We start from the raw sequence: 19,878 nt of genomic DNA on the forward strand, positions 1-19,878 counted from the left end.
CAGTGAGTCACTACGATTACTAAGGTCAATGAATTGATGACCAATCATAAAGGAGTTTTTACTATGTCTCAAACTATCGACCTGACCCTGGACGGTTTGTCCTGCGGTCATTGCGTTAAACGCGTGAAAGAAAGTCTTGAACAACGTCCGGATGTTGAGCTGGCGGACGTCACCGTAACCGAAGCGCACGTTACCGGTACCGCCAGTGCGGACGCGTTAATTGAAACCATCAAACAAGCCGGGTATGGCGCGACGTTAAGCCACCCAAAGGCTAAACCGCTGACGGAGTCATCAATCCCGTCGGAAGCACTGGCAGCGGTTCCTCATGAGCTTCCGGTAGCGACGGCCGATGAAGAAAGCCAACAGTTGCTGTTAAGCGGCATGAGCTGCGCCAGTTGTGTCACCCGCGTACAACATGCGCTACAAAGCGTACCGGGCGTCACGCAGGCACGGGTAAACCTGGCGGAACGCACTGCGCTGGTGATGGGCAGCGCGTCCGCCGCTGATTTAGTGCAGGCGGTGGAAAAAGCCGGCTACGGCGCAGAGGCGATTGAAGATGACATCAAACGCCGCGAGCGCCAGCAGGAAACCGCCATCGCCACCATGAAACGTTTTCGCTGGCAGGCCATCGTCGCTCTGTCGGTCGGTATACCGGTCATGGTCTGGGGGATGATCGGCGATAACATGATGGTGACCGGCGACAACCGCAGCCTGTGGCTGGCTATTGGCCTGATCACGCTTGCGGTGATGGTCTTTGCGGGCGGTCATTTTTACCGTAACGCGTGGAAAAGCCTGCTGAACGGCACGGCGACGATGGATACGCTGGTGGCGCTCGGCACCGGGGTCGCCTGGCTCTACTCCATGAGCGTCAACCTGTGGCCGCAGTGGTTCCCGATGGAAGCGCGGCACCTTTATTACGAAGCCAGCGCGATGATTATCGGTCTGATTAATCTCGGACACATGCTGGAAGCGCGCGCCCGTCAGCGTTCCTCAAAAGCGCTGGAAAAATTACTCGATCTCACCCCGCCCACCGCACGCGTCGTGACAGAAGACGGCGAAAAAAGCGTCCCGTTGGCGGACGTTCAGCCAGGGATGCTACTGCGGCTCACTACCGGCGATCGCGTGCCGGTGGATGGCGAAATTACCCAGGGCGAAGCCTGGCTTGATGAAGCCATGCTGACCGGCGAACCCATTCCGCAGCAAAAAGGCGAAGGCGACAGCGTTCATGCCGGTACCGTCGTCCAGGACGGCAGCGTCCTGTTCCGCGCCAGCGCGGTGGGCAGTCATACCACGCTGTCACGCATTATTCGCATGGTACGCCAGGCGCAAAGCAGTAAACCGGAAATTGGCCAACTGGCCGATAAAATCTCTGCGGTATTCGTTCCCGTAGTCGTGGCCATTGCGCTGTTCAGCGCCGCTATCTGGTATTTCTTCGGGCCGGCGCCGCAAATTGTTTATACGCTGGTCATCGCCACCACCGTACTGATTATCGCCTGCCCTTGCGCATTAGGCCTGGCGACGCCAATGTCGATTATTTCCGGCGTAGGCCGCGCTGCCGAATTCGGCGTGCTGGTACGCGACGCCGATGCCCTGCAACGCGCCAGTACGTTGGATACCCTCGTTTTTGATAAAACCGGGACGCTGACGGAAGGCAAGCCGCAAGTGGTGGCGGTAAAAACCTTTAACGGCGTTGAGGAAGCTCAGGCATTACGTCTGGCAGCCGCGCTCGAACAAGGCTCCAGCCACCCGCTGGCCCATGCGATTCTGGAAAAAGCCGGCGACGATAAACTGCCGCAGGTGAACGGTTTCAGAACTCTGCGCGGACTGGGCGTCAGCGGTGAAGCGGAAGGCCATCAACTGCTTCTGGGGAACCAGGCGTTGCTGAACGAACAGCACGTCGCCACGGATGATATGACGGCGGAAATCACCGCGCAGGCCTCGCAAGGCTCGACTCCGGTCCTGCTGGCGATTGACGGTAAAGCGGCGGCGTTACTGGCGGTACGCGATCCATTGCGCAGCGATAGTATTGCCGCGCTTGAACGCCTGCACAACGCCGGATACCGTCTGGTAATGCTCACCGGGGATAACCCAACGACGGCTAACGCGATTGCCAAAGAAGCGGGTATTGACGAAGTCATTGCGGGCGTTCTGCCGGATGGCAAAGCCGATGCGATTAAACGTCTGCAAAGCCAGGGTCGTCAGGTTGCGATGGTCGGCGATGGTATCAACGATGCGCCCGCGCTGGCGCAGGCGGACGTCGGTATCGCGATGGGCGGCGGCAGCGATGTGGCGATTGAAACCGCGGCGATTACGCTGATGCGCCATAGTCTGATGGGCGTGGCGGATGCGCTGGCCATTTCGCGCGCGACGTTGCGCAATATGAAGCAAAACCTGCTTGGCGCATTTATCTACAACAGCATTGGTATCCCGGTGGCCGCCGGTATTCTGTGGCCGTTTACCGGTACCTTGTTAAACCCGGTAGTAGCGGGTGCGGCAATGGCGCTGTCTTCCATTACCGTCGTGAGCAATGCCAACCGGCTATTGCGCTTTAAACCGAAAGCGTAAAAAGTCTATACCCAAAATAATTCGAGTTGCTTAAAGGCGGCAAGGGAGTGAGTCCCCAGGAGCATAGATAACTATGTGACTGGGGTGAGCGAGCGTAGCCAACACATAAGCAACTTGAAGTATGAAGGGTATATATCAGGCAGCATCAGCTGCCTGATATATTATTAAGCCATCAGTAATTTACCGTATCAATATATAAAAATTTAACCTCACATCCTATAGAAAAATAAAAAACAACATTTTATAATGTTTTTTTGAATCATAAGGATGTGTTATTTATGTTTAGAAAAGCAGTTACTCTTCTTTTCCTGCTTTCTCCCGCAGTTAGTTATGCAGGATTATTTGATTCCAGTCCAGAGTTAAAATGCGGCAACGATAATGCAGTCACGGCGGCAAAAGAGTGGATCTATAATGAAGCATTAGGTCGTTTACAGCAAAGCTATATTAAAGCGCCCTCCACGCTTTTCTTCGATATCCCCCAGACTCAGTACGAGCAGCAACTCCGGGCTATTCCTGTTCAATTCAGTGATGTAATAACGCAGAACCCTCAACCAGAAAATGCTAACCTACGAACTTGCTCGGCTACCGTCACCATAGGTATTCCTCAGCCATTTCTTAAATTAATGAAAGACTTACCAGATACTCTATCCTATATTTCACAAGAAAACAGCCAGGTAATAAATAATACGATGACCTGGAAAGAGGTTAACTACAATATCCAGCTTGCTGACAACAACAAAGATATTGTCGTCACCCCTGTGAAAAAAATTTATAAATTGACGTGGTCTATTTATGTAATGGCAAGAATGACGGTATCTGGTGATAACCTCATAAAGAAAAAAAATAGCTCACTGATTGAAATCGCAGCAAAGAAATTTGAGAGTAGAGATCGCGAGCTTAATCAGGTCTGGAATTCACTACCCGCCTCTGCCCGAACGGCATTAAAACAAGAGCAGCGAGTCTGGGTGACAAAAAAAGAGCAGCAGTGCGGCAAACTTAGCGATGCAAAATCCGAGGCCTTACCTGCTGAAAAGCGCATCAGTATTTATAAATGCCAGCTTGAAATGACCATCGCCAGAACGGCCTATCTCGACGGCAGCGAATAACCCGACCGATCGTTGACGTCCCGTCAGGGCGCATTGCGCCCTTTTCTCCAACGCGCTAGCATGAGCTTTTTCAAAGGGAGCGCGTATGGAGCTATTAAATCAACTTAAACGTTTATGGCGCGCGCTGCGTGGTACCTCAAATAGTTGGCCTGCTATCGATCTCTCCCTGCCCGGCGGTCGTCATCTGCATCTGGTTGGCAGTATTCATATGGGGACGCGCGATATGGCTCCTCTTCCAGCAAAGCTGGTGAAAAAGCTACGCCAGGCCGACGCGCTGGTCGTTGAAGCGGATATTTCCGGTAACGAAACGCCATTCAGCAATCTCCCCAAATGTCCGCCGTTGGTCGAACGTCTCAGCGCCGGGCAGCTAAGCGCACTGGAAAAACGGGTCAGCGAGTTGGGTATGCCGCTGATCCATTTTGATAATCAACCTTTATGGCAGATAGCTATGGTGCTACAGGCCACGCAGTCGCAACGGCTGGGATTGCGCCCGGACTATGGCATTGATTATCAGCTATTACAGGCTGCCCGCGAAGTGTCGCTGCCGGTGCAAGAGCTGGAAGGGGCGAAACACCAGCTCGAACTACTATGCGATCTGCCCGATGGCGGGATGGCGCTGCTCGACGACACGCTGACGCACTGGCACACCAACGCACGGCTTTTGCAGGTGATGATCGGCTGGTGGCTTGAACAGCCGCCGACCAGCGTCGGCGCTTCGCTCCCCAGAACGTTTAGCCAACCGCTGTATGATGTACTGATGGTGAAACGCAATGAAGCCTGGCGCGACGCGCTGCTGGCACTGCCGCCGGGACGCTACGTGGTAGCCGTAGGGGCGCTACATCTGTACGGCGAAGGCAACCTACCGCAAATATTGAAATAAAAAAATGGCCAATATCGCTATTGGCCCGTCAAAGAGGAATTTCATCGTTATTATTATCCCGACGCTTTCGCTTCGGATCTTCAGATTGTCGCTCAAAGTTGCCGCAACTGCCAAGACCTAATGCACAAGATTATACTATTTTTTAGTCCGCTTTCGGGCGTATGCTGATGGCAAATCACGTCTGTAGTAAGAAGGAACGTTATGACACCCGCAGTTAAGTTACTCGAAAAGAATAAGATTCCGTTTAACATTCACACCTACGATCACGATCCGAATGAAACTAACTTTGGCGATGAAGTGGTGCGTAAGCTCGGGCTAAACGCCGATCAGGTGTATAAAACGCTTTTGGTTGCCGTGAATGGCGATATGAAGCAACTGGCCGTCGCCGTGACGCCTGTAGCCGGGCAGCTGGATTTGAAAAAAGTCGCCAAAGCTCTGGGCGCGAAAAAGGTCGATATGGCCGACCCGATGGTGGCGCAACGCACCACGGGATATCTGGTCGGCGGGATCAGTCCGCTGGGACAGAAGAAACGGCTGCCCACGCTGATTGACGCGCCAGCCCGCACGTTTGCCACTATTTATGTTTCCGGTGGTAAACGCGGGCTGGATATTGAACTGGCGGCTGACGATTTGGCCGCCATACTGGGTGCTAAATTCGCTGATATCGCGCGTCGGGATTAAGCCTGCGTAAAATACATTGCCGGATAGCGGCGCAAACGCCTTATCCGGCCTACAGCATACAGAATCCGTAGGCCTTAAGGCTGCGCGCCATCAGGCAGAAATGGCTATCCGTACCGCTACAGCCAGCTCACCTCACCCTTTGGCGTAAACGCCGCCGCATCCAGCGGTGAATTTTGCTGAATAAACTCTTTCAGCACTTCCGCGTCAATAAACCCGGTATTCACGTATCCCGGTTTGTTATCGATGCGCGGATAACCATCGCCGCCCGTGGCGTTGAAACTCAGCGTCGCCATGCGATAGGTTTTGGCCGGATCAACAGGCTCGCCTTTGATTTTCAGATCGGTGAGCTTGCCCGCTTTGGCGACAAAGCTCACATTGGCGAACTGTGGATAAGCGCCGGAGTCCGGTTTCATCTGCGCTACGGCGGTGAGATAATCAACCACCTCTTTGCCGCTCATATCGGCATACACCACAATGTTGCCGAACGGCTGTACCTTGAGCACGCTTTTATAGGTAATATCTCCCGCCTCAATCGAGTCGCGAATACCGCCGCCGCTCATCACGCCAAAATCGGCGCCGGTGCGCGCGATCTGCGCAGCCAGAATCACCCGTCCCATATTGGTCTGGACAAATCTGACCTTACTGCGATCGCCTTCAAGAAGGCCATTCACGCTACCAATTTTCACCTCCAGTTGCGCTTTACCTTTATTCTGGAACGGCGTTAATAACGAGAGCATTTGCGGATTTTCGGCGATTTCCGGCGTGTAAAGTACACGCTCGCTTTTCCCGTTATCCCAGGTCACTTTTTTCTTGAGATTTACCGGAATAAGCTGGTAGTTAACCATTTTCATCTCGCCGTTACGGAATTCGAAATCCGCGCGGCCCACATATTTACCCCACTCATGCGCCTGCACGATCCAGATACCATTTTGCTTATCCGGCGCGCAGGGCGTTCCCGGTACGTAATTCACCTGTTTTTTATTTTCCGACGCCATGCATACCGGGTCTTGTGAGTGACCGCCCACAATCATCGCCAGCGAACCGGCAGGCAGGCTACGCGCCATCTCGACGTCGCCCGGCGCATTCGAACCGTGATCGCCGTTGTCATAATGTCCCATATGCGTGGTCGCGATAATCACGTCCGGTTTTTCATTCATATTAAGTTCCTGAATCACCACGTTTGCTTCTTCAGCAGGTTTACGAAACTCAATATCGGTGAAATATTCCGGGTTGCCTATTTTCGCCGTGTCATCGGTGGTTAAGCCAATTACCGCGATTTTTATATCCTGGCGTGTAAAAATAGCCCACGGCTTAAACAGACGCTCGCCGGTACTTTTTTGATAAATATTGGCGGAAAGAAAGGGAAACTTCGCCCACTTTTCCTGCTGGCGCAATACGGTGAGCGGGTTATCAAATTCATGATTACCGACGGCCATAGCGTCGTAGCCAATCAGATTCATCCCGCGGAAATCGGGCTCCGCATCCTGGAGATCGGATTCCGGCACCCCGGTATTAATGTCGCCGCCGGATAACAACAGGACGCTTCCCCCCTCTTGCGCCACCTCTTTACGGATACTGTCCACCAGCGTTTTTTGCGCTGCCAGACCATATTCGCCATATTCGCTGCGCCAGAAGTGACCGTGGTGATCGTTGGTATGCAGGATAGTAATTTTATAGGTTTTATCTTTTTCGTAAGCCTGTGCAGGCTGAGTCGTCAGCGCGAACGCCGCCAGTAACGCTAGCGCCACACCCCGTTTCAAAAATTTCATCTTTCTCTCCCTGACTCAATATCAACCGCAGAAATTACCTTTCCTTGCAATAATAGACAAATATGTTTTCAGAATTGAGACTTCCTTCAAACACATTTCACAGGTATGTTAGGCAAGTAATAATTACACATCCTACTATCTCCAACATCGCATAAAATTTAAGTGACTTTCTATGGCCATGAGTGAACCAACCCAGCCGTTAGCCGGCGCGCCCGCAGCGGCCGCTAAAGCACGTACTTCGTTTGGTATTTTGGGCGCGATCAGTCTTTCCCATCTGCTGAACGATATGATTCAGTCGCTAATCTTAGCCATTTATCCCCTGTTGCAGGCGGAGTTCTCACTGACTTTCGTCCAGATAGGTTTGATCACCCTGACGTTCCAGCTCGCCTCATCGCTACTGCAACCGGTCGTCGGCTACTGGACGGATAAATATCCCATGCCGTGGTCGCTGCCTGTCGGCATGTGTTTTACCCTGAGCGGGTTGGTACTGCTGGCAATGGCGGGAAGTTTTGGCGGCGTATTGCTCGCTGCGGCGCTGGTGGGTACCGGCTCGTCCGTTTTTCACCCGGAATCGTCCCGCGTGGCGCGCATGGCCTCCGGCGGACGTCATGGTCTGGCGCAGTCTATCTTCCAGGTCGGAGGTAACTTCGGCAGTTCATTGGGCCCGCTGCTGGCCGCCGTGATTATCGCGCCCTATGGCAAAGGGAATGTCGCCTGGTTTGTGCTGGCCGCGCTGCTGGCGATCGTGGTGCTGGCGCAGATCAGCCGCTGGTATGCAGCCCAGCACCGGATAGCGAAAGGCAAGCCAAAAGCGATAATCGCTAACCCGCTGCCGCGCAATAAAGTCGTGCTGGCGGTCAGCGTATTATTGCTACTCATTTTCTCGAAATATTTTTATATGGCGAGCATCAGTAGCTACTACACCTTTTATCTGATGCAAAAATTCGGATTATCAATACAAAACGCGCAGCTCCATCTGTTTGCCTTCCTGTTTGCGGTGGCTGCCGGGACGGTAATCGGCGGGCCGGTGGGCGATAAAATCGGCAGAAAATATGTGATTTGGGGCTCTATTCTCGGCGTCGCGCCGTTTACCCTTGTTTTACCCTACGCCACGCTGTACTGGACGGGGATTTTAACGGTGATTATCGGCTTTATTCTCGCGTCGGCGTTTTCCGCCATTCTGGTGTATGCCCAGGAGCTGCTGCCAGGACGCATCGGTATGGTTTCCGGCCTGTTTTTCGGGTTTGCCTTCGGAATGGGAGGCCTGGGCGCAGCGGTGTTGGGGCTGATTGCCGACCATACCAGTATCTATTTAGTTTATAAAATCTGTGCTTTCCTGCCGCTTCTGGGGATACTGACCATATTCTTACCTGATAATCGACATAAAGCGTGATTTTATGGCGGTTAAAGGTACGCTTTAACCGCCTGTACATCCTGATGCCATCTTGCTTTGTCCATCCCATACTTATCACTTTTACGTTCCGTGCTCTTTTTGCCTTCAGATCGTATCTTTTTATAAAACACAACCATTTTTTATAAACATCCTGATTGAAATTGTCATAAACTATTACCCGGAGTTTTGGAGTCCAGCAACCAAAGGAGACGGAATGCATCACGCTACCCCGCTTATCACCACCATTGTCGGCGGCCTTGTGCTCGCTTTTATTCTCGGCATGATTGCCAACAAATTGCGTATTTCTCCACTGGTGGGATATCTGTTAGCGGGCGTTCTGGCGGGACCTTTTACCCCTGGTTTTGTTGCGGATACCAAACTGGCGCCGGAGCTGGCGGAGCTCGGCGTGATTCTATTGATGTTCGGCGTCGGGCTGCATTTTTCGCTGAAGGATTTGATGGCGGTAAAGTCTATCGCCATTCCCGGCGCTGTCGCTCAGATAGCGGTGGCGACGCTGCTGGGTATGGCGCTTTCCGCCGTGCTGGGATGGTCATTAATGACCGGCATCGTTTTTGGGCTCTGTCTGTCTACCGCCAGTACCGTCGTCCTGCTGCGCGCGCTTGAGGAGCGACAACTCCTTGATAGCCAGCGCGGGCAAATCGCCATCGGCTGGCTGATTGTCGAAGATCTGGTGATGGTGCTGACGCTGGTCTTGCTGCCCGCCGTTGCCGGCATGGTGGAAAAAGGCGATGTCGGCATAGCCTCGCTGGCAGTCGATATGGGGATAACCATTGGTAAAGTGGTGGCGTTTATCGCCATCATGATGCTGGTCGGACGCCGCCTGGTGCCGTGGATTATGGCCCGCAGCGCCGCCACCGGCTCGCGCGAATTATTTACCCTTTCCGTACTGGCGCTGGCGTTAGGCATTGCGTTTGGCGCGGTAGAACTGTTTGACGTCTCTTTTGCGCTGGGCGCGTTCTTCGCTGGAATGGTGCTTAATGAGTCGGAACTGAGTCACCGGGCGGCGCACGATACGTTGCCGCTGCGCGACGCCTTTGCCGTCCTGTTTTTTGTTTCCGTCGGCATGTTGTTCGATCCGTTAGTCTTGATCCAACAGCCGCTGGCGGTGTTGGCGACGCTTGCCATTATCGTCTTTGGTAAATCGATCGCTGCGTTTTTCCTGGTGCGTATGTTCGGCCACTCGCCGCGAACCGCGCTGACCATTGCCGCCAGCCTGGCGCAAATCGGCGAGTTCGCCTTTATTCTCGCCGGACTCGGCATGGCGCTTAACCTGCTGCCGCAAGCGGGACAGAACCTGGTGCTGGCTGGCGCTATTTTGTCGATTATGCTTAATCCCGTACTGTTTACCCTGCTGGAGAAGTATCTGGCGAAAACCGAAACGCTGGAAGAGCAAACTCTGGAAGAGGCTATCGAAGAAGAGAAGCAAATTCCGGTGGATATCTGTAATCATGCCCTGCTGGTGGGTTTTGGCCGCGTAGGCAGTCTGCTGGGAGAAAAACTACTGGCGGCGGGGATTCCGCTGGTGGTTATCGAAACGTCCCGTACCCGCGTGGATGAACTGCGCGAACGCGGGATTCGCGCCGTGCTGGGCAACGCCGCTAACGAAGAAATCATGAATCTGGCGCATCTGGACTGCGCCCGCTGGCTGTTGTTGACCATCCCCAACGGTTACGAAGCCGGTGAGATTGTCGCCTCAGCGCGGGAAAAAAGTCCTGATATCGAGATAATCGCCCGCGCGCACTATGATGATGAAGTGAAATATATTACCGAGCGGGGAGCTAATCAGGTAGTGATGGGCGAGCGAGAAATTGCCCGGGCGATGCTGGAACTGCTTGAAACGCCGCCCGCGGGTGAAGTCGTCGCCAGTTAAGGGTTTGCCGGACGGCCCGATGCGCGCAGCGCCATCGGGCAAGCCAGATTAGCGATCCCAGTATGACTCTTCCAGGCTGTCCTCACGCTCCGGCAGCCCGCGTGTCAGACGCGGAGAGTGCTGGTTCAGTACCTGATAACTGACACGGTTAGCATATTTACACACCTGCGCCAGCGACGAATAGGTCAGCCAGGTGAATTTGTGCTTACTGGAGTTCGGTACGTTGCTACGATGGTAACTGTTCGCCGTAATATCGTGCAGCAGCGCCGCCAGCGCGCCATCGCCCGCGCCGTTGGTGTTCATGATTTTTTCCGGCCCGCCCATATACGGCGCAATATGCGAATAAACGCGCAGCGGATTAATACAATCTTTATGGCGCATTGCCCGGCTAAATTCATACTGGTTAAATTCAGCAATAGCCCCCGGCAGCAGCGGATGCTGGGTTTTACGTTTTGCTTCCTCTTCGGTGAAGCCTGCCATATATAACCCTATCGGTCCGGCGGTGCATAACACCAGGTCGACCCAGTCCAGCGCCTTATCCGCCGCCAGCAGCGGGTCGTTTTCGCCGGTCAGCGCTTCCGCTTCTTCTTCATTCATTGCCAGAATCGAGACATTCTCTTTGAGAAACGCCTGCCACCACTGCGGATTATCGGCGATCACAAATTTGGTGCCCAGCGTCATGACAACCGGCACGTTATGCTTTTTCGCGTATTCGATCGCTTTCATCGTCGCGTCAGGCATCGGTTCGCCAGGCTTACAGCGCACCAGATATGAGGTCAACACCAGCGCGGAAGCGCCAGCGATCACCGCTTCCGGAATACTTTCCGCCCGTAACTGATTCATATGGCCGGGGCTGATAGCGAAGGTACGCTCGCCGGATTCGCCAATCAGCGTGAAACAGCGGCCAATCGGGCCATCTACCGCTTGCAGATAATTCAGGTCGGTACGGCTGGAAGTATTACACAGGTAACGATAAGCGTAGCTGCCAATCTCAATGTTGCTGCACATCACGCCCAGTAACACCGAACGGTCATCCGCCAGTACCGAGTAATTATGCATCGTATTGCCTATGGTACCGCCAGCAAACTGATGGGTGATCAGATTTTCCCGCGTCAGTTCCTGATACAGCTTCTCCGCCACCTCGTCTTCTATCACCAGAGAATGCCCGGCGCTTAATCCATAGCGTGTAATAAAATCATCATCCACTTTCGCCTCAATATCCACCAACGTCTGGTCGATACCGACGACCCAGGAGGCGTTAGTTTCCTGTTCTGGCTGAATTTGTTGCAACAACGGGTCACGCGCATTGACGGGAAAATAGTGTTTGGATTTACGTTTACCGGGAAATTTCATGATTGTGCTTACGGATGAATAACGGAGCGCTGCATGGTAGCACATTCCCCCTGCTGCGCGCGACGGACGATGGCGTTTCAATATCGGACGACGAGATCGCAGTTTCTCCAGCCGCGTTTTTTACAATGGTTCACTTTCACAAGGAGCGTTTTATGAAGCCGGAAAATAAAATTCCCGTACTCACCCGACTGTCAGACGAAATGACAGCCGTCGTAAACTTCCAGCAACCAGACCTTCCTCCCTGGCCTGCCGATGGCGATATTGAGACCCAGCGTCAGTATTATCTTCTTGAGCGCCGTTTCTGGAATGCCGACGCGCCGTCCATGACCACCCGCACCTGCGTCGTCCCTACGCCTTATGGCGATGTAACAACTCGGCTCTACTCGCCGCAGCCGACCAGCCAGGCCACCTTATACTATCTGCACGGCGGCGGATTTATCCTCGGTAACCTGGATACGCATGACCGGATAATGCGTCTGCTGGCGCGTTATACCGGCTGCACCGTGATCGGTATTGATTATTCGCTGTCGCCGCAAGCGCGTTATCCGCAGGCCATTGAAGAAACCGTCGCGGTATGCAGCTACTTCTCTCAACATGCCGATGAATACTCGCTCAACGTAGAGAAAATCGGTTTCGCCGGGGATTCCGCAGGCGCCATGCTGGCGCTTGCCAGCGCGCTCTGGTTACGTGATAAGCACATTCGCTGCGGTAACGTTATCGCGATTCTATTGTGGTATGGGCTGTATGGGTTGCAGGACTCGGTAAGCCGCCGTCTGTTCGGCGGCGCGTGGGACGGCCTGACGCGTGAAGATCTGGACACGTACGAAAAGGCCTATCTGCGTAACGATGAAGATCGGGAATCGCCCTGGTATTGTCTGTTTAATAACGATCTCACGCACGATGTGCCGCCCTGCTTTATTGCCAGCGCGGAGTTTGATCCGCTCATTGATGACAGCCGCTTGCTGCACCAGACATTACAGGCGCACCAGCAGCCCTGCGAATACAAAATGTATCCCGGCACGCTGCACGCCTTTCTGCACTATTCGCGAATGATGACAATCGCCGACGATGCCTTGCAGGACGGCGCACGCTTCTTTATGGCGAGGATGAAGACGCCGCGTTAACGGTACGGTGCCGTGAGTTTCAGCATCATATCAATATGTTCCGGCGTCGCGTTCAGCGCCGGAATGTACGCATATTTTTTACCGCCCGCTTCAAGGAAAATCTCGCGGTTCTGTTCCGCTATCTCTTCCAGCGTCTCCAGACAATCCGCGGCAAATCCCGGACACATAACCTGAATATGACCAGTCCCCTTTTCACCCAACATTTTTAGCGTTTCATCGGTGTACGGCGTCAGCCACGGTTCACGGCCAAAGCGTGACTGGAACGTCATCATTACCTTTTCCGGCGGCAGTCCCAATGCGGAAACCAGTTCGCGCGTGGTATCGCGACAGCGCTGCGGGTAGTCATCGCCTTCATCCGCATAACGTTGTGGAATGCCGTGATAGGAGAGCAGAAGCACATCCGGCTCGCCGTGTCTGGCGAACGACTCACGCGCGCTTTTCGCCAGCGCATCGATATAAGCGCCGTCATCCGCGTAATCGCGAATAAATGAGATACCGGGAATACGACGTTTACGCGCCAGTATCCGCCCCAGTTCGTCCCAGACTGCGCCCACCGTTGAGCAAGAGTATTGCGGGTACAACGGCAGCACGACGATATGGTCGACGTCGCTTGCTAACAGTTCATCGACAGCGCTTTCCAGCGAGGGCGAGCCGTAGCTCATCCCCAGCGCGACGGGCGTGTCTGGCAACCGCGCGGCCAGCGCCTGTTGCTGTTCGCGGCTATATACCATGAGCGGCGAACCGCCATCCATCCAGATAGATTGATAGAGTTTCGCGACGCGCGGCGAACGCAGCGGTAAAATAACGCCACGCAGCAGCGGCCACCACAGCAGACGAGGAGTATCCACCACGCGTCTGTCGCTTAAAAATTGTTTCAGGTAGCGCTTTACCGCTTCGGGAGTTGGGGCATCTGGCGTGCCAAGGTTAGCCAGCAGGATACCGGTTTTCGTCTGACGCATTGCCGCCTCTTATCTATTCAAATTGTTGATAATTGTAGCGGAAAAGTGATAAAGAAGAACTAATTGCTGCGAGAGGTAAGACGAGAATTTGCCGAATGGCGCTAACGATACCAGTAGGCCGGATAAGGCGTTCAGGCCGCATCCGGCACCGATTGCCTGATGGCGTTACGCTTATCAGGCCTGCGGGATAATGGCAGGCCTGATAAGCGGTTCACTACGCGAAAAAATTAACCGAGGATTTTTTCCAGCGCTGCGCGCACGTCGGCAACGGCCTGCGTACCATCAACTTTAGCGTATTTGGTGTTGCCCGCTTCCGCTTCTTTCTGGTAGTAGCCAATCAGCGGCGCGGTCATCTGATGATATTCCACCAGACGTTTGCGAACGGTCTCTTCCTGATCGTCTTTACGGGTGGTCAGATCTTCGCCGGTGACGTCATCTTTGCCTTCCACTTTCGGCGGATTAAACTTTACGTGGTAAACGCGGCCAGAGGCGGCGTGTACGCGACGACCCACAATACGGTCAACGATCAGTTCGTCCGGTACGTCGAATTCCAGCACGTAATCCACGACAATACCCGCTTCTTTCATCGCGTCAGCCTGCGGGATCGTGCGCGGGAAACCGTCCAGCAGAAAACCGTTACGGCAGTCTTCCTGGGCGATACGCTCTTTAACCAGCGCAATCACCAGTTCATCGGTCACCAGTTTACCGGCGTCCATGATATCTTTCGCCTGTTTGCCCAACTCGGAGCCTGATTTCACTGCGGCGCGCAGCATATCGCCAGTGGAGATTTGCGGAATACCATATTTCTCCATGATGAACTGAGCCTGAGTTCCTTTACCCGCGCCCGGAGCGCCAAGCAGAATAATACGCATTACGAAAATCCCCTCAAAGGTTGTCGATATTTTTTAAAAAGCGCTAAACGATACCACCATCACGCATTTCGCTCAAGGAAGCCGCCTGATGCTGAAACGGTTAACGAAGAGAAATCCAGAAAAGAGAAGGTATTATAAAAAATGCCGGATGGCGCTGGCGCTTATCCGGCCTACAAACAGTACTCGTCCGTAGGCCGGATAAGACGCTTCGCGTCGCCATCCGGCAGTCACAAAACAGTACTCGCCCGTAGGCCGGATAAGACGTTTCGCGTCGCTATCCGGCAATCAGATGAGCGTTATCAGGACACCAGCAACTGGTTCATACGGCGGATAAACTGGTTCGGATCTTCCAGCGTACCGCGTTCAGCGAACAGCGCCTGATCCAGCAGCAGCTCGACCCACTCTTTAAACTGCGCTTCATCCTCGGTATCGGCAGTGCGTTTGACCAGCACATGATCCGGGTTGAGCTCAAAGATGTATTTCACTTCCGGCACGGACTGACCGGCCGCGGCGAACAGTTTCGCCATCTGGGTGCTCATTTCATCCGCATCGGTGGTGACAATCGCCGGCGTGTCGGTTAAACGGTGCGTCAGACGCACCTCTTTCACGCGATCGCCCAGCAGGGTTTTGACACGCTCCACGAACGGCTCAAGCGCCTTTTCCGCTTCTTTCGCGTTTTCGTCGACTTCATCCGCCAGTTTTTCGATGGACTCATCGGCTTTAGCGACCGACTGGAATGCTTTACCGTCAAACTCGGTCAGGTAGTTCATCATCCACTCGTCGATGCGATCGGAGAGCAGCAGCACTTCGATGCCTTTCTTACGCAGCAGCTCCAGGTGCGGGCTGTTTTTCGCCGCCGCATAGCTGTCTGCGGTGATGTAGTAGATTTTTTCCTGCCCTTCTTTCATCCGGGAGACGTAATCTTCCAGCGACACAGTCTGGGCGGAAGAGTCGGTATGGGTGGAGGCAAAGCGCAACAGTTTGGCGATCGCTTCCTGGTTGGCGTGATCTTCCGCCGGGCCTTCTTTCAGCACCAGACCGAACTGTTTCCAGAAGGTTTGATATTTTTCCGCGTCGTCTTTCGCCAGTTTTTCCAGCATTTGCAGAACGCGTTTGGTCAGGGCGCTGCGCAGATTACGCGTTACCGTGCTGTCCTGCAGGATTTCACGGGAGACGTTCAACGGCAGGTCGTTAGAATCAATCAGGCCGCGCACGAAGCGCAGATAGTTCGGCATGAACTGCTCGGCATCGTCCATAATGAACACGCGCTGTACGTACAGCTTCAGACCATGTTTGTGATCGCGGTTCCACAGATCCCACGGCGCCTGCGACGGGATATACAGCAGGCTAGTGTACTCCTGCTTACCTTCCACGCGGTTGTGGCTCCAGGTCAGCGGATCGGTGAAATCATGCGCGATGTGCTTGTAAAACTCGTTGTACTCGTCGTCTTTAATTTCCGACTTGTTACGGGTCCACAGCGCCTGGGCCTTGTTGATTTTCTCCCAGGAAATCACGGTTTCGCCGTCTTTTTCTTCCCGTTTTTCAATCTCTACCGGCAATGCGATGTGATCGGAATATTTACTGATAATCGAGCGTACGCGCCAGTCATCGAGGAATTCATCTTCGCCTTCACGCAGGTGTAAGGTGATTTCCGTACCACGGTCATTTTTGGTGATATCGGCAACGGTGTATTCGCCTTCGCCTGCCGATTCCCAGAACACGCCATTTTCCGGCTTGTCGCCTGCCGCACGAGTACGTACGGTCACTTTATCGGCCACAATAAACGCGGAATAGAAGCCTACGCCAAACTGACCGATGAGCTGGCTATCTTTCGCCTGATCGGACCCCATTGATTCGAGGAAAGATTTGGTGCCGGACTTGGCAATGGTGCCTAAGTGGTCAATCACCTCATCACGATTCATCCCCACGCCGTTATCGGCAATGGTCAACGTACGCTTATCTTTATCGAAAGAGACGCGCACACGCAGCTCGCCATCTCCTTCATACAGGTCCGGGTTTGACAGAGCGCGGAAACGCAGCTTATCCGCCGCATCTGAGGCGTTAGAGATGAGTTCACGCAGGAAGATTTCTTTATTGGAATAAAGAGAATGGATCATCAGGTGCAGAAGCTGTTTAACTTCTGACTGAAAACCACGCGTTTCTTGTCCTTTCATGTGGATAGACCTCAACAATGCCATTTTTAATGGTAAAAATACGTTGAGGGTGAGATGGGGACAAGCGGGTGTGATTTCAAGCGGAGGCCGCGAATGCCGCCTCCGTTTGTTCAGAAAATAATCTTATGGCGTCCCGCCAGCGAGTGGGACAGCGTCGTACCGTCGACCATCTCCAGTTCGCCGCCAACCGGCACGCCGTGGGCGATACGGCTGGCTTCGACGCCGGCCTCCGCGCACAGCTCGGCAATATAGTTCGCGGTAGCCTCCCCTTCAACCGTCGGGTTGGTCGCGAGGATCAGCTCACTGATTTTTTCTGACGCCAGCCGCTGTTCCAGACGATCGAGACCGATATCATCCGGCCCGATGCCGTCCAGCGGCGACAGGTGGCCCATCAGCACGAAATACCGCCCGGAAAATTGCCCGGTCTGCTCAATGGCGTAGATATCCGCAGGACTCTCCACCACGCAAATCTGGCCGTTTTCCTGACGCCGCGGGTTCGAGCAGATATTACAAACATCCTGCTCGGTAAAGGTGCGGCAGTCGGCGCAGTGGCCGATTTCCGACATCGCCCGGGTCAGCGCCTGCGCCAGGCGCATTCCGCCGCTGCGATCGCGCTGCAACAGGGTAAACGCCATCCGCTGCGCCGACTTAGGGCCGACGCCCGGAAGGCAGCGCAACGCTTCCATAAGCTGAGTTAACAGCGGACTGGTTTGCATCAGAATGGCATCTTAAAGCCTGGCGGCAGTTGCATACCGGAAGAGACGGAAGCCATCTTCTCTTTTTGCGTCTCTTCAATGCGGCGCGCCGCATCGTTGAAGGCCGCAGCGACCAGATCTTCCAGCATCTCTTTGTCATCTTCCAGCAGGCTTGGGTCAATTTCCACGCGGCGGCAGTTATGCGCGCCGTTGATGGTAACCTTCACCAGACCCGCGCCGGATTCGCCGGTCACTTCCAGCTGCGCAATCTCTTCCTGCATTTTCTGCATTTTTTCCTGCATCTGCTGGGCCTGTTTCATCAGATTGCCCAGACCGCCTTTTCCAAACATAAGCTCTCTCTCTTGATGGTTCACAATCGCAAGCCAGGCTTACGATCAAATGGGGCGGATACTCTCTTCATCCAGCTCGGCGTCGAAGAATCGACGCAGCGTCTGAATGTTATTATCCGCGATAATTGACTCACGCGCTTGCGCGAGTTTCTCTTCATAAATAGCCTGACGCCATTCCAGCGGCGTACGCACCGCGGGATTATCATCTTCAACGATGGTCAGTTCAACCGTCTCTCCCGTCAGATCGCTGAGCGCTTGCGCCAGCTTTTGCTGCGCGCCGCTGGAATTGAGGTGCCGCTGCGTCGAGCGCAGATGCAGACAAACCGCGTTGCCGTTCTGCTCCTTCCAGGCATTGAGCGCCACCTGCTCCACCAGCTTAGGCAAAGAAAGCTGGCTTACCTGCGCCGCCCACGGATCGCGCTCAATCGCTTCCGCCGCCAGTTTAGCCGCCAGCTCCGGCGTTTTTTCATGCTCCAGAGCTTTCTTAAGCGCTTTTGGCGTAGCCACCACTTCTTTGGTTTGTACTACCGGCGTGGTGGCCTTCCAGCGATAAGCCTCTTTCTTTACTGGCGCCGTTTCCAGCGCAGACGGCGCCGGGCGCGCCTGTACGCGCTCCGAAACCGAGGCCAGCCGCTCCAGCGCAGAGTTATTCACCGGCCGCGCGCGGGATGCGGCTGCCGGTTCACTCTTTTTTGTTTTGGTTACTCCCTGCGCGCGCTGTAGCTGATTGCGCGCCGCCAGCACCTGACTGGTAGACGCCGGCAGCGGCGCTGGCGATGTCTGCGGCGCGGGCGCCGACTGCTGCTGCACCTGTGGCGGCGTCATTACCGCCGTTGGGGCCACGGGCGCAAAAGACTGCCGCGGCGTTTCAGGCTCCGGCAAGGGCATACGCGGGTGAAACGCCAGCGCACGCAGTAACGTCATTTCAACGCCCATCCGCCGGTCCGGCGCCCAGGGCAATTCTTTGCGACCAATCAACAACGTCTGATAATAGAGCTGAAGATCGCCGGGAGGCACCGTCCGGGCAAGTTCGCGCATCCGTTGCTCGATAGCCGCCATATCGCTGCCTAACGCGGCAGGCGAAAGTTGCACCATCGCAATACGGTGCAGCAGGCTAAGCATTTCGACCAGCAGCGCTTCCCATTCAATACCGCGCGCCGCCGCCTCGTTGATAAGCGACATGACGCGTTCGCCGTTAGCGTCAACCACTGCCTCGACTAATGACAAAGCCTGGTCGTCGTCCAGCGTACCGAGCATGGCGCTTACCGCCTGCGTCGAAACCTGCCCGTCGCCGCTGGCGATCGCCTGGTCAGTCAGACTTAATGCATCGCGCAGGCTGCCGTCAGCCGCACGTGATAACAACTGCAACGCGCGGGGTTCGTGAGCGATATGTTCCTCATTGAGAATATGCTCAAGCTGATGGCGAATCTGTTCAACATCCAGAGCTTTGAGATGAAACTGTAGGCAGCGCGACAAAATGGTCACCGGCAGCTTCTGCGGATCGGTGGTCGCCAGTAAAAATTTCACATGCGCTGGCGGCTCTTCAAGCGTTTTAAGTAACGCATTAAAGCTGTGGCGCGACAGCATGTGGACTTCATCGATCAGATAGACTTTAAAGCGACCGCGCGCAGGCGCGTACTGGACGTTATCCAGCAGGTCGCGGGTGTCTTCGACTTTGGTACGCGATGCGGCGTCAATCTCAATGAGATCGACAAAACGCCCCTGCTCAATTTCCCGACAATTATCGCAAACGCCGCACGGCGTCGCGGTAATACCGGTTTCGCAGTTCAGCCCCTTCGCCAGCAGTCGGGCGATAGAGGTTTTACCGACGCCGCGCGTGCCGGAAAAAAGATATGCGTGATGAATGCGCCCTAACGACAAGCCGTTCGCCAGTGCGGTCAGCACATGTTCCTGGCCGACGACGTCAGCAAAGGTTTGTGGGCGCCATTTTCTGGCTAAGACCTGATAACTCATTGGCAGGCTCTGAAACGCTGGAAGGTGGATTCATAGAAGGGTAATGCTAACACAACCTCGCCGATACAGCGAGGTTGTCTCTCTGGCTAAAA

15 protein-coding genes and 1 other annotated feature are annotated in these 19,878 nt (G+C 54.4%); of the genes, 7 read left to right on the forward strand and 8 right to left on the reverse strand.

The genetic code is table 11. From position 1 onward, the window contains the following. Positions 1-63: 63 nt before the first annotated feature. The 4 genes from copA to ybaK all read left to right on the forward strand — a co-directional run bounded on the left by copA (position 64) and on the right by ybaK (position 5,232). Positions 64-2,565, forward strand: coding sequence for a copper-exporting P-type ATPase CopA (copA, locus tag NA389_RS08210; protein ID WP_000083921.1), 2,502 nt, complete (start codon positions 64-66; stop codon positions 2,563-2,565). A 278-nt stretch (positions 2,566-2,843) separates the two neighbouring features. Then, on the forward strand, positions 2,844-3,671 hold the full coding sequence (locus NA389_RS08215) for a lysozyme inhibitor LprI family protein (RefSeq protein ID WP_000488535.1): 828 nt from the start codon (positions 2,844-2,846) through the stop codon (positions 3,669-3,671). 85 nt (positions 3,672-3,756) lie between these two features. After that, positions 3,757-4,551: a TraB/GumN family protein gene (locus tag NA389_RS08220; protein WP_000421868.1), complete on the forward strand. Its 795-nt coding sequence runs from the start codon at positions 3,757-3,759 to the stop codon at positions 4,549-4,551. Between the two features lie 201 nt (positions 4,552-4,752). Beyond that, the gene (gene ybaK / locus NA389_RS08225; RefSeq protein WP_000186618.1) at positions 4,753-5,232 is read left to right on the forward strand and encodes a Cys-tRNA(Pro)/Cys-tRNA(Cys) deacylase YbaK; all 480 of its coding nucleotides are present in this window, start codon (positions 4,753-4,755) and stop codon (positions 5,230-5,232) included. Between the two features lie 116 nt (positions 5,233-5,348). Here ybaK and ushA read toward each other — a convergent pair whose 3' ends face one another. Continuing rightward, positions 5,349-7,001, reverse strand: a complete 1,653-nt coding sequence (gene ushA, locus NA389_RS08230) for a bifunctional UDP-sugar hydrolase/5'-nucleotidase UshA (RefSeq protein WP_000670401.1) — start codon at positions 6,999-7,001, stop codon at positions 5,349-5,351. Positions 7,002-7,173: 172 nt separating this feature from the next. Between ushA and NA389_RS08235 the strand changes: the two genes are divergently transcribed. Then, positions 7,174-8,394 carry an MFS transporter gene (locus NA389_RS08235; RefSeq protein WP_001251593.1) on the forward strand — a complete coding sequence of 407 codons (1,221 nt, stop codon included), beginning with the start codon at positions 7,174-7,176 and terminating at the stop codon, positions 8,392-8,394. A 214-nt stretch (positions 8,395-8,608) separates the two neighbouring features. After that, entirely contained in the window at positions 8,609-10,285 is a 1,677-nt protein-coding gene (gene ybaL, locus NA389_RS08240; RefSeq protein WP_000546202.1) for a YbaL family putative K(+) efflux transporter, read from the forward strand. A gap of 48 nt (positions 10,286-10,333) precedes the next feature. Here ybaL and gsk read toward each other — a convergent pair whose 3' ends face one another. After that, positions 10,334-11,638, reverse strand: coding sequence for an inosine/guanosine kinase (gene gsk / locus NA389_RS08245; protein ID WP_000671592.1), 1,305 nt, complete (start codon positions 11,636-11,638; stop codon positions 10,334-10,336). A 152-nt stretch (positions 11,639-11,790) separates the two neighbouring features. On the opposite strand from gsk, the gene aes reads away from it, so the two are divergent. Continuing rightward, complete coding sequence (gene aes / locus NA389_RS08250; RefSeq protein ID WP_000801783.1) at positions 11,791-12,762, forward strand: acetyl esterase; 972 nt, start codon at positions 11,791-11,793, stop codon at positions 12,760-12,762. Here the strand turns inward: aes and hemH are convergent. The 6 genes from hemH to dnaX form a co-directional block, all read right to left on the reverse strand. Beyond that, the gene (gene hemH / locus NA389_RS08255; protein ID WP_001250078.1) at positions 12,759-13,721 is read right to left on the reverse strand and encodes a ferrochelatase; all 963 of its coding nucleotides are present in this window, start codon (positions 13,719-13,721) and stop codon (positions 12,759-12,761) included. The genes aes and hemH overlap by 4 nt on opposite strands. 227 nt (positions 13,722-13,948) lie before the next feature. Then, positions 13,949-14,593 carry an adenylate kinase gene (adk, locus tag NA389_RS08260; RefSeq protein WP_001220237.1) on the reverse strand — a complete coding sequence of 215 codons (645 nt, stop codon included), beginning with the start codon at positions 14,591-14,593 and terminating at the stop codon, positions 13,949-13,951. A gap of 299 nt (positions 14,594-14,892) precedes the next feature. Next, positions 14,893-16,767 (reverse strand): molecular chaperone HtpG, encoded by a 1,875-nt coding sequence (htpG, locus tag NA389_RS08265; protein ID WP_001523272.1) that lies wholly within the window; start codon positions 16,765-16,767, stop codon positions 14,893-14,895. Positions 16,768-16,877: 110 nt separating this feature from the next. Then, positions 16,878-17,483 carry a recombination mediator RecR gene (recR, locus tag NA389_RS08270; RefSeq protein ID WP_001195023.1) on the reverse strand — a complete coding sequence of 202 codons (606 nt, stop codon included), beginning with the start codon at positions 17,481-17,483 and terminating at the stop codon, positions 16,878-16,880. Beyond that, complete coding sequence (locus tag NA389_RS08275; RefSeq protein WP_000467098.1) at positions 17,483-17,812, reverse strand: YbaB/EbfC family nucleoid-associated protein; 330 nt, start codon at positions 17,810-17,812, stop codon at positions 17,483-17,485. Before NA389_RS08275 ends, recR begins: the two co-directional genes overlap by 1 nt. Before the next feature lie 45 nt (positions 17,813-17,857). After that, positions 17,858-19,786 carry a DNA polymerase III subunit gamma/tau gene (gene dnaX, locus NA389_RS08280; RefSeq protein WP_000121971.1) on the reverse strand — a complete coding sequence of 643 codons (1,929 nt, stop codon included), beginning with the start codon at positions 19,784-19,786 and terminating at the stop codon, positions 17,858-17,860. Beyond that, positions 18,461-18,525, reverse strand: a sequence feature (DnaX frameshifting element). (Overlaps the previous gene by 65 nt.) Positions 19,787-19,878: the final 92 nt, after the last annotated feature.

The organism is Salmonella sp. NW645, assembly GCF_051703725.1.
Taxonomy (GTDB): Bacteria; Pseudomonadota; Gammaproteobacteria; order Enterobacterales; family Enterobacteriaceae; genus Salmonella; species Salmonella enterica.